This window comes from Achromobacter sp. 01N37 (genome assembly GCF_056399725.1).
Map to the genome: position 1 here is coordinate 25,057 of NZ_JBFTRX010000020.1, position 14,325 is coordinate 39,381.

Here is a 14,325-nt window from a genome sequence, read left to right on the forward strand (position 1 = left end):
GGACGGCGGGTCGGATGTCTAGCGGCCAAGCCTTCCGGGGAAGGCTACGGCTGGAACTCAGGCCGCCGATTCAGGCTTGCCAACCGGCACGGCCTTCTTCTTGGGCGCCAGCACCATGACCATCTGACGGCCTTCGAGCTTCGGCATGGCTTCGACCTGGGCAAGTTCCAGCAGATCATCGCGCACACGTTCAAGCACCCGCATACCGAGTTCCTGGTGAGCCATTTCGCGGCCACGGAAACGCAGCGTCACCTTGGCCTTGTCGCCCTCTTCGAGGAAGCGGCGCAGGTTGCGCAGCTTGACTTGGTAGTCGCCCTCGTCGGTGGCCGGACGGAATTTGACTTCCTTGACCTGAATGACCTTCTGCTTGGAACGAGCTTCGGCTTGACGCTTCTGCTCTTGGTACTTGAACTTACCGTAGTCCATCAAACGGCAGACCGGCGGCTCGGCGTTCGGCGCGATTTCCACCAGATCCACGTCGCTTTGCTCGGAAAGACGGAACGCGTCGGCGATCTTGACGATGCCCAGCTGTTCTCCTTCCAGACCTATCAGGCGCACCTCGGGGACGCGGATTTCACCGTTGATGCGATTGGCTTTTTCAGTGGCGATGTTGAAAGCTCCTAGAAATGTTAAGCAGCACTGCTATCAGGTTGATTGACGTCGCGACGGGAGGAGACATCCTCGGACAATCGCGCGACGAACTCGTCGTATGCGATGGCGCCAAGGTCCAATCCGCCCAGACCGCGTACGGCTACGGTGCCGTTTTGCTTCTCCTTGTCGCCGACGACAAGAATGTACGGCACCTTTTGCAGGCTGTGCTCCCGGATTTTACGAGTGATTTTTTCACCACGCAAATCGGACTCTACTCTAAAGCCTTGTTTTTTCAGGCTTTGTGTGATTTCAGCCGCATAATCGGCCGAAGGTTCAGAAATGCAGCATACGACAGCCTGCACCGGAGCCAGCCAAGGAGGCATCGCACCGGCGTGGTTTTCGATAAGCATACCGATAAAACGCTCGAGCGAACCCAGGATGGCACGGTGCAGCATAACCGGCGGACGGCGCTGGTCGTTCTGGTCCACGTACTCGGCGCCTAAGCGCACCGGCATGGAGAAGTCGACCTGAATCGTACCGCATTGCCAGTGACGGCCAATAGCGTCCTTCAGCGTGTACTCGACCTTGGGGCCGTAGAACGCGCCCTCGCCCGGCGAAATTTCGAATTCGCAGCCGGTGCGGCGCAGGCTTTCCATCAGCGCCTGTTCGGCCGTATCCCAGACTTCGTCCGAGCCGATACGCTTTTCAGGACGCGTAGCGACCTTATACAGCACTTCGGTGAAGCCGAAGTCGCGGTAGACCTTTTGCAGCAGGGCCGTGAAGTCGGCGCATTCGTCCTGGAGCTGTTCTTCGGTACAGAAAATGTGACCGTCGTCTTGCGTAAAGCCGCGCACGCGCATCATGCCGTGCAGCGAGCCCGAAGGTTCGTTGCGGTGGCATTGACCGAATTCGCCATAGCGCAGGGGCAGCTCGCGATAGGAATGCAGGCCGGAATTGAAGATCTGCACGTGGCCCGGGCAGTTCATCGGCTTCAAGCCATAGACGCGGTTCTCGGACTCGGTCGTGAACATGTTTTCACGATAGTTGTCCCAGTGGCCCGTCTTCTTCCACAGCGACAGATCCAGGATCTGCGGCGCTTTGACTTCCTGGTAGCCGTTGTTGTTGTAAACGGCGCGCATGTACTGCTCAACCTGCTGCCACAGGGCCCAGCCCTTGGGGTGCCAGAAGATCAGGCCAGGCGCTTCGTCCTGGAAGTGGAACAGGTCAAGTTCGCGGCCGATCTTGCGATGGTCGCGGCGCTCGGCCTCYTCCAGCATGTGCAGGTAGGCTTCCTGWTCTTCCTTCKTGGCCCAGGCSGTGCCGTAGATGCGCTGGAGCATCTCGTTCTTGCTGTCGCCGCGCCAGTAGGCGCCGGCCACCTTCATCAGCTTGAAGACCTTCAGCTTGCCCGTGGACGGCACGTGGGGGCCGCGGCACAGGTCGATGAAGTCGCCTTCGCGGTACAGGCTGAGCGGTTCGTTCGACGGAATCGAAGCGATGATCTCGGCCTTGTACTGTTCGCCAATGCTCTTGAAGAATTCAACGGCGTCGTCGCGCGTCCATTCTTCACGCGTGACAATTTCGTCCTTTTTGACGAGCTCAGCCATCTTCTTTTCGATGGCGGCCAAGTCTTCAGGCGTGAACGGGCGCTTGTACGAGAAGTCGTAGTAGAAGCCGTTGTCAATCACGGGGCCGATGGTGACCTGGGCGTCCGGGAACAGCTGCTTGACCGCGTAGGCCAGCAGGTGAGCCGTGGAGTGGCGGATCAGGTCCAGGCCGTCGGCGTCTTTGGCGGTAACGATGGCCAGACGCGCATCGCCTTCGATGCGAAAGCTGGTGTCGACCAGCTTGGATTCCGAGCCTTCAACCGTTACGCGGCCGCCCAAGGCGGCTTTGGCCAGGCCCGTACCGATCGATTGCGCCACTTCGGCAACCGTTACCGGCCCCGGATATTGGCGCTGCGAACCATCGGGCAATGTGATCTGTACCATCGGGAGTGCTTCCTGGGGTTCTTGGAACTAAAAATCGAAAATCAGAAACGAAAAACGCGGCTTGAGAGCCGCGTTCTTTTGGTTGTCTTGCTGAGTTCTACCGCCGACCTGACACGGTGAAACCCGACGCACGAAAAACTAACGCGACATAGGGCGAAAGTTCCGGGTCGTAGTTCGTGCCAGCGGGAAAAACATGATTCTAAGCCTGTTGGTACGCGCCCGAGGCGGCGCGAAGCAATGTTGCGCAATCAAGATCAACGTTGAAAACAAATCGGGCTTAAGCCCGAGTCAACCTGCGACATCAACGGATCAACTGCATTTATCGTTGCCGATTGTAGCACCCTTCGCGCCCTTTCCGTCGCAAATGCGCGACAAATCCGCCCTGATCAGACCAGGTTGCGGCAATTCGCAAGGGCCGCCAGCGCATGGCGCACGCCCTCTTGCCAGGGTGGCGCGTGGATACCGAACTGCCGGGCCAGCAGGCCCGTATCCAGGCAGGAGTTCAAGGGCCTGGCCGCCGTGTTGAGGTGCTGATCCGCGGACACGGCTTGGATATCGTCCGGGGTCAGCGTCACCGGCAAGCCCGCGCGCCGCGCCTGCTCGGCGATGAAGCAGGCGTACTCATGCCAACTGACCCGCCCCGCGGCGGCCACGTGGTACAGCCCGAATGGAAACCCGGCGCGGTCAAGGAAATAGCGCGCAACCGCCACCGCGGTCACATCGGCGATGAAGGCGGCGCCGGTGGGCGCGCCATGCTGATCACTGACCACGCGCAACGCCTCGGGCTGGCGCAACGCCATCAACATTGATTTCAGGAAAGAGTTGCCGAACACGCCGTAGATCCACGACGTGCGAAACACCAGGTGGGCGGCATTCATGGCCTGCACCGCGCGCTCACCCGCCAGCTTGCTGCGCCCGTAGACGTTCAGCGGGCCGGGCGTGTCGGTTTCGAAATAGGGGCTGGATTTCGCGCCGTCGAACACATAGTCCGATGAGTAATGAACGATCAGCGCTGCCCGGCTTGCGGCCAGGGCGGCCAGCTCTCCGGCCGCCTCTGCGTTGATCCGCATGGCGCGAACTGCGTCTTCCTCGGCACGATCCACCGCCGTGAGCGCGGCGGCGTTGACGATGACATCCGGCTTCTCTTGACGCACCAGGCGCGCCAGTTGCAAGGGGTAGGTCAGGTCGCAATCACTGCGCCCAACCGCCACCACCACACCGAGCGGAGCAAGGCTGCGCCGCAGCTCAAAACCCAGTTGGCCGTCGCGTCCTAACAGCAGAATCTTCTTGGTCATGCTCGCGCTCACTACTAGGCCGAGGGTGCAACGGTCTGATTTTGACGCGTTTCTCGTCCGCACAGCCGTATGAAAACGTAATCTGCCTTCGCAAATTTAAGACTACGTGCGGAGCGTGCTTCGGATGTCGCCTCACGCCGAGCGAAAACCGCCACCGACGTCCTCCTTACGGCTCGTGGAGCATCGATGAAAGCTGTCTCAATACGTGTGACCAAAGCGTCATCCCAATCAAACCCGCCGCGCGGGAACGAAGGGGGTGGCCGTCAGGGCGGCCGCCGGCATTTGTTGCTGTCGCGCACGCCAACCGTCATCAAAGTCGCCATCCTGGACGACCATCCCGTCGTGGCGCTAGGCGTGGATGCATATCTGGAAAGCCGGCCTGGGTTTCGCGTGCTGCATCGCGAAACGTCGGCGCGGGCCATGCTCGAAAAGCTGACCCACGCCCCCTGTGACGTTGCCCTGATTGATTTCTATCTGCCCCAGGAGCCCTGGGACGGCGTCAATTACTTGCGCCGGCTGCGGCGCTATCACCCGAACCTGGCGATCATCACGTTTTCGGCGGGCAACCGCCAAGAGACCCAGTACGCAGCATTTCGCGCAGGCGCAAATGGGTATCTTGCAAAGCAATGGGGGATGATGCTGCTGCCGGAAATGATTCGCGGCGTGCTTAGCGGCAAGAACGCTTTTCTGTCCGTGCACGAGGGAAAGATACGCCCGCTTGAACCCACCCACCCCCACGCGCTGCTGACGACGTCTGAAGTCGAAATTCTTCGCCACATCAGCCAGGGCTTGTCTGTCACGCAAATTGCCGCCCGGCTGATGCGCAGCAAGAAGACCGTCAGCACGCACAAGCGGCGGGCAATGCGCAAGCTGCAATTGGCCGACGACCTGTCACTGGCGCTCTATCTGCGCGAGAAATTCGCCGAGTGAAGCATCACTTCCCTCGCCTGCGCAGCCCGCTTCAGATGATGCGGGAATAGCTGGCGCCACTGCTCACGCTGCGCAGATAGCCGTCAAACGCCATGGCGACGGCGCGCACAAAATACCAGCCCAGACCGGTCACCTGCACCTCGCCCGACCGCAGGTTGACCAGGCCCAACTCCGCCAGATTCGCCATTTGCAGCAATTCGCGGCTGAAGTAGTCGCCAAAGCGCAGGCCGTGCCGGGCCTCGATGCGCGCAAAATCCACGCGGCCCTGGCACATGATGTCCATGATGACTTCACGGCGCGCGAGGTCATCGGCGTTCAATTCCAGCCCGCGTTCGACCGCAAAGCTCCCGGCTTCGATCGCGGCGTAATACTCGTCCAGCATCTTGGCGTTCTGGCTGTAGGTATTGCCGATGCGGCCGATGGCGGATACGCCCAGCGCGACCAGGTCGCGATCCGGCTGCGTGCTGTAGCCCTGGAAATTTCGGTGCAGCTCGCCACGCTGTTTCGCAATGGCCAGCGCATCCGTGTTCAGCGCGAAATGGTCCATGCCAATGTAGGTGTAGCCCTGCTGCAAAAAGCCATCGATGGCCGAGCTGAGCAGACCCACGCGCGTGGCGCGGTCGGGCAGGTCAGCTTCGTTGATGCGGCGTTGCGGCTTGAAGCGTTCCGGCAGGTGCGCGTAGGCGTAGAGCGCAACGCGGTCCGGGCGCAATGCCACCACTTGCGCGATGGTTCGCTCGAACGATTCGGTGGTCTGCAACGGCAGCCCGTAGATCAGGTCGACATTGACCGAGGCATAGCCCAGCCCCCGCGCACTTTGCATCAGCGTCCGCACATCTTCGAAAGACTGCACGCGATGCACCGCCACTTGCACGCGCGGATCAAAGTCCTGAACGCCGAAACTCAGCCGGTTGAAGCCCAGTTTGCGCAGATGCGCCAGGCGTTCGGGGGTGGCCGTGCGCGGATCGACTTCGATGGAGATTTCGGCATCCGGCTCAAAGCGGAAGGCCGTGCGCAGATCGTCCATCAGACGCGTCAATTCAGCGTCTGATAGAAAGGTGGGCGTACCGCCGCCAAAGTGCAGTTGCGACACCGGAACGCCGGCACCAAGCTCCTCGACATGCAGCGCCACTTCATGCGCCAGCGCGTCCAGATAACGCGCCGCGCGATCGTGGTGACGCGTCACCACCTTGTTACAGGCGCAGTAATAGCAGACCGAATCACAGAACGGAATGTGCACGTAGAGCGACAGCGGTTCCGCCGGTTGCGCGGCGCGGCGTTGCTGCAACGCCAGCCGGTAGTCTTGTTCGCCAAAGCCAGCGTGATAGCGGTCGGCCGTGGGATACGAGGTGTAGCGCGGCCCGTTCTTGTCCAGCCGAGCCAGCAACTGGGGAGGAAAAAAAGGTTCGGCGGCGGCAGGAGCCGGGGAGTCTGAAACGAGTGGGCGGAGGGCGGCTTGCATACCCCGAATTATTCGCCTGCGGGGCCCCACGCACCTTGATCTGGCGCAAACCCCGAAGCGCCCATTGCTTGCGCCCGTAAAATGCGCCCATTCACGTTGCAGAACCAGGACACACCCCATGGACACCGAACTGGATGGCCGCCTGCTGGCCATGCGCCAAGCCTTGGCCATTGCCATCGCCCTTTCCACCCGCAGCAGCCCCCAAGCGACCGACATGGCGCTGGAGCTGCTCAATGACTTGAAGGATGGCATGGACAAGGCGCCGTCCGACAGCCCGTTCGACAAACCCGAATGGGTCGTCGGCGCGCAAGATGAGCTGGAAGGCATCGCCCGCCTGGTCCGCGCATTCACGCAAACGCCCGAACCGGACGACGCAGCCGAATAAGGCCGCACTTCAGACTGGCTGCACCTCAAGCTAGCCGCACTTCAGGCTGGCTGCACCTCAAGCTAGCTGTACTTCAGGCTGGCTGCCCCTCAGGCTAGCTGCACTTCAGGCTGGCTGCCCCTCAGGCTAGCTGCACTTCAGGCGTGCGCCCTGCGCACGCCTAACTGGCCTGACCACCAGATAGGAAGACGTGGAATCCCTCTGATCGTTTTCCCTGAAATCCTCAAATTTCCCTGTTATTTCAATAACGGCGTGCCTATATTGGTGGCCTGACCACCAGGCCATATCGATACACCGATCCGTTATGAGCACCTTCCAGGCTGTCGCCGTCACCCGCCTGTACCGCATGATTGCCGACCAGATCGCCGGCCGCATCCGGGCGGGCGATTTCCCCCGCGGCGGGCGCCTGCCTTCGGAACGTGAACTGGCGGAGCAACTGCAAGTCAGCCGGGCGTCGATCCGCGAAGCGTTGATCGCCCTGGAGATTGAGGGGTATGTGGAAGTGCGCGTCGGCACGGGCGTGTTCGTCACGATCACGCCCGAGGGCGCCGCGTTTCCCGCGGCGTCCTCCACAGCCGCCAATGCCCTGCCCGGCCACGATGACATCGGCCCCTTCGACTTGCTCGAAGCCCGCATGCTGATCGAACCGGAATGCGCCGCGCTGGCCGCGCAACAGGCCACGCCCGCGCAGATTGCCACCATCCGCGACACGCACGCCGCCATGTCGCTGACCGATTCCCCAGGCCAGCATGACCGCGAATTCCACAGCGCCATCGCCATGGCCTGCGGCAACGCGGCGTTGGCGTCAGCGGTGGCGCACTTGTGGAATCTGACCCAGGCGAGCTCGCTGTACAGCCGCATGCAGGACTACTTCGTGAACACACAGGTGTGGGCCGCGGCCCATGCCGAGCACCAGCGCATCCTGGCCGCCATCATGGCGCGCGACCCGATCCGCGCCCGCCATGCAATGCACACGCATCTGCTGGGCATCCTGGCGCGGCTGCGCGAAGACGTCGATTCACTCACCGACCACCGAGGCTATCCATGACATCGTCTTCCTTGTCCATCAACGGCCAACGGCTATGGCAGTCGTTGATGGATCTGGCGCAGATCGGCGCCACGCCCAAGGGCGGCAATTGCCGCCTTGCCCTGACCGCATTGGACGGCCAGGGCCGCGATCTGGTCACGGGCTGGATGCGCGACGCCGGGTTGACGGTGCGGGTGGATCAAGTGGGCAACATCTTCGCGCGCCGCGACGGCCGCAACAACGCACTGCCCCCCGTCATGACCGGCAGCCACATCGACACCCAACCCACCGGCGGCAAGTTCGACGGCTGTTATGGCGTGCTGGCCGGGCTGGAGGTCATGCGCACATTGAACGACGCTGGCGTGCAAACGGAAGCGCCGCTGGAAGTCGCTATCTGGACGAACGAAGAAGGCTCGCGCTTCGTGCCGGTGATGATGGGATCAGGCGTGTTTGCGGGCAAGTTCCCGCTGGAGACGGCGCTATCCGCACGTGATGCGCAGGGCTTGACGGTGGGCGATGAGCTTCAAGCCATCGGCTACGCCGGCGCAGACCCCGTGGGCGGCCGGCCGGTCGATGCCTACTTCGAAGCGCATATCGAACAGGGCCCGATTCTTGAGCATGAAGAAAAGACCATCGGCATCGTGACCGGATCACTGGGCTTGCGCTGGTACGACGTCAYCGTCACCGGCATGGAAATGCACGCGGGCCCCACGCCCATGGCCATCCGCCGTGACGCGCTGTTCGCCGCCAGCTTCCTCGTGCAATCGGTGATCAACATCGCCAACGCGCATCAGCCGCATGGGCGCGGCACCGTTGGCGAAATCCATGCGCATCCGGGTTCGCGCAACGTCATCCCCGGCCAGGTCCGCTTCACCGCCGACCTGCGCCACGAAGACGCCGCCACGCTCGCACGCATGGATCAGGCCTGGCGCCGCGCCTGCGACGACATCGCCGTGGCGCATGGCGTACACGTGGATGTGAAAGACGTGCAGACCTTCCCGCCCACGCCGTTCGATACCGACCTGGTGGACAAGGTGCGCCAAGGCGCGGCCAGCCGGGGCTTGCCCGCCATGCACATCGTGACGGGCGCAGGACACGACGCCGTGTACATGGCCGCCGTCGCGCCCACCGCCATGATTTTCGTGCCGTGCAAAGACGGCATCAGCCACAACGAGATTGAAGACGCGCAGCCCGGGCATCTGGAAGCCGGTTGCAACGTCCTGCTTGACGCCATGGTGGCGCGCGCCAACGCCGCGCGTTAGCACCGCCGATTTCGCCGCAATGGTGCGCGGCCGCCTTACCCAGCACCTGTATGAAGCACGAATGGTGCGGCTTCACCCGTTGTACCCCTGAGAAACGCAGGTGGCACGAGGTTTGCTTGTTATTGCCCGGCATCTGCCGTGCAACGGCGGTCACCTGTCAGTCCCTTTCCAGCCCGGAGGCTCGCAGTGAAATCGAAGAAATGGTTCTCCCTTAGCATCGGCGCATTGGTCCTTGCGGCCGCGCTGCCCGCGACCCAAGCCCTGGCCCAGACCAAGGGCGGCACCTTGAACATGATCGTTCAGCCCGAGCCGCCCGTGATTGTCACGGCCATCAACCAGCAAGGCCCCACGCAATTCGTCGCAGGCAAGATCTATGAAAGTCTGCTGACCTATTCCACCGACCTGAAGCCGCAGCCCGGCCTGGCCAAGTCCTGGGAGGCCGCCGCCGATGGCCTGACGTACACCTTCCATCTGCAAGACAACGTGAAGTGGCATGACGGCAAGCCGTTCACGTCCGAAGACGTGGTCTTCTCGCTGGCGGACATGCTGCCCAAAACGCATGCGCGCGCTCGCGTCATCCTGAACAAGTTCGTGGATTCCGTGACGGCGCCCGACGCCAAGACCGTCGTCATCAAGCTGAAGACGCCCTTCCCCGCCTTCATGCTGATGTTCGAACCGGGCTTTGCGCCGATGATGCCCAAGCACCTCTATGCCGGCACCGACTACATGACCAATCCGGCCAACCAGAAGCCCGTTGGCACCGGCCCCTTCATGTTCAAGGAATGGAAGCGCGGCGAATACATCAAGCTGACGCGCAACCCCGAATACTGGAAGCCGGGCATGCCGTACCTGGATGAGCTGGTGTTCAACGTGATCCCTGATGCGGCCTCACGCGCGGTGGCGTTTGAACGCGGCAGCGTGGACGTGCTGCGCGGCGGTGACGTGGACAACGTCGATATCAAGCGCCTGCGCGCCCTGCCCAAGGTGGAATACACCACGGCCGGCTGGGAAATGTTCTCGCCGCAGGCGTACCTGATCTTCAATATGCGCAAGCCGCCGTTCGACAACGTCAAGGTGCGTCAGGCGATCATGGCGGCGATGAACCGCAATATGGTGGTCAACAATATTTTCTTTGGCCTGGGCAAGGTGTCGACCAGCCCCTTCGTGACGACCGAGATGTTCTACGACAAGAACATGCCGGCCATGCCGTTCGACATGAAGAAGGCGCGCGCGCTGATCAAGGAATCGGGCATCAAGCCTGAGGACTACACGATCCGCCAACTGAGCTTCCCCTACGGCTCCACGTGGGACCGCCTGGGCGAATACACCAAGCAGGCGCTGGAGCAACTGGGCTTCAAGGTCAACCTGGAATCCACCGACGCCGGCGGCTGGGCCAGCCGCACGGGCAACTGGGACTTCGACGTAACGACGACGTTCACCTACCAGTACGGCGACCCCGCGCTGGGCGTGCAGCGCCTGTATATCTCGTCGAACATCGTCAAGGGTTCGCCGTTTGCCAACGTGCAGGGCTACAGCAACCCCGAGACCGACAAGCAGTGGGAAGCCGCCGCCTCGGAAGTGGACCCGGCCAAGCGCCAGGCGCTCTATACGCAGCTGCAAACGACGCTGGTTAATGATGTGGCCAACGGCTTCCTGGTGGACATGGAGTTCCCGACGCTGTATCGCGCCAACGTCAAGAACCTGGTCAAGACGGCCATCGGCCTGAACGAATCGTTCGACGACGTCTACATCGAAAAGTAAGCGCAGCCAGGTAATACGCAGCCACGTAATACGCAGCAAGCCAAGTGCAGCAAGACGCCGCCGTGGAGCGTTCCACGGCGGCGGACCAGAGAGGACCCCGCATGAAATTCCTGTCTTTTCTTTTATCCCGCATCGGCAAAGCCCTGGTGGTGGTGCTGGGTGTGGTGATCATCAATTTCTTCCTGATCCGCCTGGCGCCAGGCGACCCGGCCGCCGTACTGGCGGGCCAGGCCGGCGCGGGCGACGCCGCCTATGTCGACCAGTTGCGCGTGGCCTTCGGCCTGGACAAGCCGATCCTGACGCAGCTGATGCTGTACCTGAAGGGCGTGGTCCAACTGGACCTGGGCTTTTCCTATCGCAACCACGTGCCGGTGCTGGACCTGATCGTCGAGCGCCTGCCCGCGACCTTTCTGCTGATGTCCTGCGCGTTTGTGTTTTCCATCGTGCTGGGCGTTTTCCTGGGGGTGGTCGCCGCCAAGGCCCGCTACCGCAACAAGCGCCGCTGGATCGACAGCTCGGTCATGACGGGCGCGCTGCTGCTGTACGCCACCCCGCTGTTCTGGCTGTCTTTGATGGGCATCCTGCTGTTTTCCGTAGTGCTGGGCTGGCTGCCCGCCTTTGGCATGGAAACCGTGGGCTCAGGGCTTACCGGCTGGGCCCGCGCTGGAGACATCGCGCAGCATCTGATCCTGCCCACCGTCACGCTCGGGTGCTTCTTCATGGCCGTGTATGTGCGGCTGACCCGCGCGTCGATGCTGGAAGTGATTGGCATGGACTTCGTGAAAACGGCGCGCGCCAAGGGCGTGAGCCCCAGCCGCGTGATCCGCGCGCACGTCTTGCGCAACGCACTGCTGCCCGTCATCACCTTTGCCGGCATCCAGCTGGGCCAGATGGCCGGTGGCGCCGTGCTGACCGAAACCGTGTTCGCGTGGCCCGGCATCGGCCGCCTGATGTTCGACGCCCTGCTACAACGGGATTACCAGTTGCTGCTGGGCATCTTCCTGGTCACCTCAATCATGGTCGTGATTTTCAACCTGCTGACCGATGTGATGTACCGCCTGATCGACCCCCGCATCGGCGCCGGGGCGCAGCAAGGAGCCGCCGCATGAAAGCCTTTGCCCAACGTTATATGCGCAACTACGGCGCGGTGGCGGGACTTGCCATCATGCTGATCGTGGTTGTCGTGGCGCTGGCCGCCCCACTGCTGTACCAGGAATCGCCCTGGATGATGGTGGCCGACCCGCTGATTCCGCCCTTCACCAACGCCGACTACCCGTTCGGCACCGACATGCTGGGCCGCGACATCACGGCAGGCCTCGTCTGGGGCGCGCGGGTGTCGCTGATGGTGGGCCTGTTGTCGACCGCGGTGGCGCTGCTGTTCGGCATTCTGGTCGGGGCCGTGGCCGGCTACTGCGGCGGCCGTGTGGACGATGCGCTGATGCGCTTCACCGAGTTCTTCCAGACCATTCCACAACTGGCGATGGCGGTGGTGCTGGTGGCCATTCTTAGCCCATCCGTGTATTCGATCATGGGCGCAATCGCCATCGTGTCGTGGCCGCCGGCCGCGCGGCTGGTGCGATCCGAGTTCATGACGCTCAAGCAGCGCGAGTTCGTGCAGGCGGCCATCGTCATCGGCCAGACGCCCGCGCGCATCGTCAGCACGCAGATCCTGCCCAACGCCATGTCGCCCATCATCGTGTCGGCGTCCTTCATGGTGGCCACCGCCATCCTGACGGAATCGTCCCTGTCCTTCCTGGGCCTGGGCGACCGCAACCTGATGAGCTGGGGCTTCATGATTGGCGCCGCTCGCACGATGATCCGCGAAGCCTGGTGGATGAGCGTGTGGCCCGGGGTGGCCATCTTGCTGACCGTGCTGGCCATCAACCTGATCGGCGAAGGGCTCAACGACGCCCTGAACCCGCAACTGCGCAAGCGCGGCGAATAGGAGGCCGACATGACCGAAGCCACGCCTCTGTTGTCCATCCAGAATCTGAGCATTGCGCTGCCTCGCGGCGGCGACCGCCCCTTTGCCGTGCAGGATGTTTCCTACGACATCCACGCGGGTGAAATCCTGTGCATCGTGGGGGAATCCGGGTCGGGCAAATCGATGAGCGCCAACGCCATCATGGGCCTTTTGCCCGATTACCTGACGCCGCAACAAGGCCGCATCCTGTTCCGCGGCCAAGACCTGCTGCAACAAGACGAAGCCACCTTGCAAGCCATGCGCGGCAAAGACATGGCGATGATTTTCCAGGAACCCCTGTCAGCGCTGAACCCGCTGATGACCGTGGGTGAACAGATCAGCGAAGTCATGCGCGTGCACAACGCCTACCCGGGTGCCGAGCGCATGAAGCGCACGCTGGAGCTGCTGGCGTTTGTTGGGCTGCCCGACCCGGCCACGCTTTATCACGTGTATCCGTTCCGGCTATCGGGCGGGCAGCGCCAACGCGTGATGATCGCAATGGCGCTGGTGCTGGAACCGGCGCTGCTGATCGCCGACGAACCCACCACCGCGCTGGACGTCACAACGCAGGCGCAGATCCTGGCGCTGATCGCTCGCATCCAGAAAGAAAAAGGCATGGGCGTGATGTTCGTCACGCATGACTTCGGCGTGGTGGCCGAAATTGCGCACCGCGTGGCCGTCATGGAAAAAGGCGTGCTGGTCGAGCAAGGCCTGGCCGATGATGTGCTCAACCGCCCGCGCCATCCTTACACGCAGCGTTTGATTGCCGCCGTGCCGCATCGCCGTGGCGAAGAACGCGTGGCAACCGAGAACGACGCGCCCGTGCTAGAAGTGAAAGACCTGAAAAAAACCTACGTCATCGGCCACGGCTGGCTGGGCGGCAAGCGCGAAGTGCATGCCGTGGATGGCGTGAGCTTCGCGGTGCGCCGCGGCGAGACCTTGGGTATCGTGGGCGAATCCGGCTCGGGCAAATCCACCATCGGCAAGTGCCTGCTGAAGCTGGTGGGCATCAATGGCGGCCAGCTGATTTTCAATGGCCAGGACATCGCTACGCTGCCGGAGTCGCGCTTTCGGCCGATGCGCCACGACATCCAGATGATCTTCCAAGACCCCTTTGCATCGCTGAACCCGCGCCACACCGTGGGCCGCATCATCAGCGACGGCCCGGTCGCCAATGGCGTGCCGCGCGCGCAGGCCGAAGCCCGGGTGCGCGAGCTACTGCAATTGGTGGGGCTGGACCCGTCCGCCTTTGACCGCTACCCCAACCAGTTCTCGGGCGGGCAACGCCAACGCATCGGCATCGCGCGGGCGCTGGCGCTGGAACCCAAAGTGCTGGTGGCCGATGAATCGGTATCGGCGCTGGATGTGTCCGTGCAGGCGCAGGTGCTGCAACTGCTGCACGACCTGCAACAGCGCCTGAAGATTGCGCTGGTGTTCATCACCCACGACCTGCGCGTGGCCGCACAGATCTGCAATTCCGTGCTGGTGATGCACCGTGGCAAAGTGGTTGAGTACGGCTCGCCCGCCCAGATTTTCGATAACCCGCAACACGCGTACACGCGGCAACTGATTGCCGCCGTGCCCGGCCAGCACTGGGACCCGACCCAGGCGACAATGGCCTGATTCCGATACCTGCCCATGACCCCACCAGGAGATTC

At 62.5% G+C, this 14,325-nt stretch carries 12 protein-coding genes; 8 read left to right on the forward strand and 4 right to left on the reverse strand.

Translation table 11 applies throughout. The features are described 5' to 3' along the window. Positions 1 to 57: 57 nt before the first annotated feature. The 3 genes from infC to rfbD all read right to left on the reverse strand — a co-directional run bounded on the left by infC (position 58) and on the right by rfbD (position 3,877). Entirely contained in the window at positions 58 to 609 is a 552-nt protein-coding gene (gene infC / locus AC1DSJ_RS27450) for a translation initiation factor IF-3 (RefSeq protein ID WP_082386983.1), read from the reverse strand. A gap of 20 nt (positions 610 to 629) precedes the next feature. After that, complete coding sequence (gene thrS, locus AC1DSJ_RS27455; RefSeq protein ID WP_476760426.1) at positions 630 to 2,582, reverse strand: threonine--tRNA ligase; 1,953 nt, start codon at positions 2,580 to 2,582, stop codon at positions 630 to 632. A gap of 386 nt (positions 2,583 to 2,968) precedes the next feature. After that, a complete protein-coding gene (gene rfbD / locus AC1DSJ_RS27460) occupies positions 2,969 to 3,877 on the reverse strand; it encodes a dTDP-4-dehydrorhamnose reductase (RefSeq protein WP_441372598.1) in 909 nt (302 codons plus the stop codon). Between the two features lie 186 nt (positions 3,878 to 4,063). Between rfbD and AC1DSJ_RS27465 the strand changes: the two genes are divergently transcribed. Next, entirely contained in the window at positions 4,064 to 4,807 is a 744-nt protein-coding gene (locus AC1DSJ_RS27465; RefSeq protein WP_054422334.1) for a response regulator, read from the forward strand. Positions 4,808 to 4,838: 31 nt separating this feature from the next. On the opposite strand, the gene hemN is transcribed toward AC1DSJ_RS27465, so the two are convergent. Beyond that, a complete protein-coding gene (gene hemN / locus AC1DSJ_RS27470) occupies positions 4,839 to 6,269 on the reverse strand; it encodes an oxygen-independent coproporphyrinogen III oxidase (RefSeq protein WP_441372597.1) in 1,431 nt (476 codons plus the stop codon). A gap of 118 nt (positions 6,270 to 6,387) precedes the next feature. On the opposite strand from hemN, the gene AC1DSJ_RS27475 reads away from it, so the two are divergent. From AC1DSJ_RS27475 to AC1DSJ_RS27505, 7 genes are all read left to right on the forward strand, one after another. After that, complete coding sequence (locus tag AC1DSJ_RS27475; protein ID WP_346552684.1) at positions 6,388 to 6,654, forward strand: hypothetical protein; 267 nt, start codon at positions 6,388 to 6,390, stop codon at positions 6,652 to 6,654. Positions 6,655 to 6,958: 304 nt separating this feature from the next. Continuing rightward, positions 6,959 to 7,702 (forward strand): FadR/GntR family transcriptional regulator, encoded by a 744-nt coding sequence (locus AC1DSJ_RS27480; protein WP_054422337.1) that lies wholly within the window; start codon positions 6,959 to 6,961, stop codon positions 7,700 to 7,702. Then, on the forward strand, positions 7,699 to 8,943 hold the full coding sequence (locus tag AC1DSJ_RS27485; protein WP_476760427.1) for a Zn-dependent hydrolase: 1,245 nt from the start codon (positions 7,699 to 7,701) through the stop codon (positions 8,941 to 8,943). Before AC1DSJ_RS27480 ends, AC1DSJ_RS27485 begins: the two co-directional genes overlap by 4 nt. 186 nt (positions 8,944 to 9,129) lie before the next feature. Then, positions 9,130 to 10,704, forward strand: coding sequence for an ABC transporter substrate-binding protein (locus AC1DSJ_RS27490; protein WP_054422339.1), 1,575 nt, complete (start codon positions 9,130 to 9,132; stop codon positions 10,702 to 10,704). A gap of 101 nt (positions 10,705 to 10,805) precedes the next feature. Next, on the forward strand, positions 10,806 to 11,813 hold the full coding sequence (locus AC1DSJ_RS27495; protein WP_175169835.1) for an ABC transporter permease: 1,008 nt from the start codon (positions 10,806 to 10,808) through the stop codon (positions 11,811 to 11,813). Further along, entirely contained in the window at positions 11,810 to 12,649 is an 840-nt protein-coding gene (locus tag AC1DSJ_RS27500) for an ABC transporter permease (RefSeq protein WP_054422340.1), read from the forward strand. Before AC1DSJ_RS27495 ends, AC1DSJ_RS27500 begins: the two co-directional genes overlap by 4 nt. Positions 12,650 to 12,658: 9 nt before the next feature. Continuing rightward, positions 12,659 to 14,290 (forward strand): ABC transporter ATP-binding protein, encoded by a 1,632-nt coding sequence (locus AC1DSJ_RS27505; RefSeq protein WP_054422341.1) that lies wholly within the window; start codon positions 12,659 to 12,661, stop codon positions 14,288 to 14,290. The last annotated feature ends 35 nt before the right edge of the window (positions 14,291 to 14,325 follow it).

Excerpts from the sequence above, each read along its gene's own strand:
- AC1DSJ_RS27505 (WP_054422341.1), top strand. The coding sequence starts at position 12,659 with ATGACCGAAGCCACGCCTCTGTTGTCCATCCAGAATCTGAGCATTGCG.
- AC1DSJ_RS27465 (WP_054422334.1), top strand. The coding sequence starts at position 4,064 with ATGAAAGCTGTCTCAATACGTGTGACCAAAGCGTCATCCCAATCAAAC.
- AC1DSJ_RS27495 (WP_175169835.1), top strand. The coding sequence starts at position 10,806 with ATGAAATTCCTGTCTTTTCTTTTATCCCGCATCGGCAAAGCCCTGGTG.
- AC1DSJ_RS27500 (WP_054422340.1), top strand. The coding sequence starts at position 11,810 with ATGAAAGCCTTTGCCCAACGTTATATGCGCAACTACGGCGCGGTGGCG.
- rfbD (WP_441372598.1), bottom strand. The coding sequence starts at position 3,877 with ATGACCAAGAAGATTCTGCTGTTAGGACGCGACGGCCAACTGGGTTTT.
- hemN (WP_441372597.1), bottom strand. The coding sequence starts at position 6,269 with ATGCAAGCCGCCCTCCGCCCACTCGTTTCAGACTCCCCGGCTCCTGCC.
- AC1DSJ_RS27475 (WP_346552684.1), top strand. The coding sequence starts at position 6,388 with ATGGACACCGAACTGGATGGCCGCCTGCTGGCCATGCGCCAAGCCTTG.
- AC1DSJ_RS27480 (WP_054422337.1), top strand. The coding sequence starts at position 6,959 with ATGAGCACCTTCCAGGCTGTCGCCGTCACCCGCCTGTACCGCATGATT.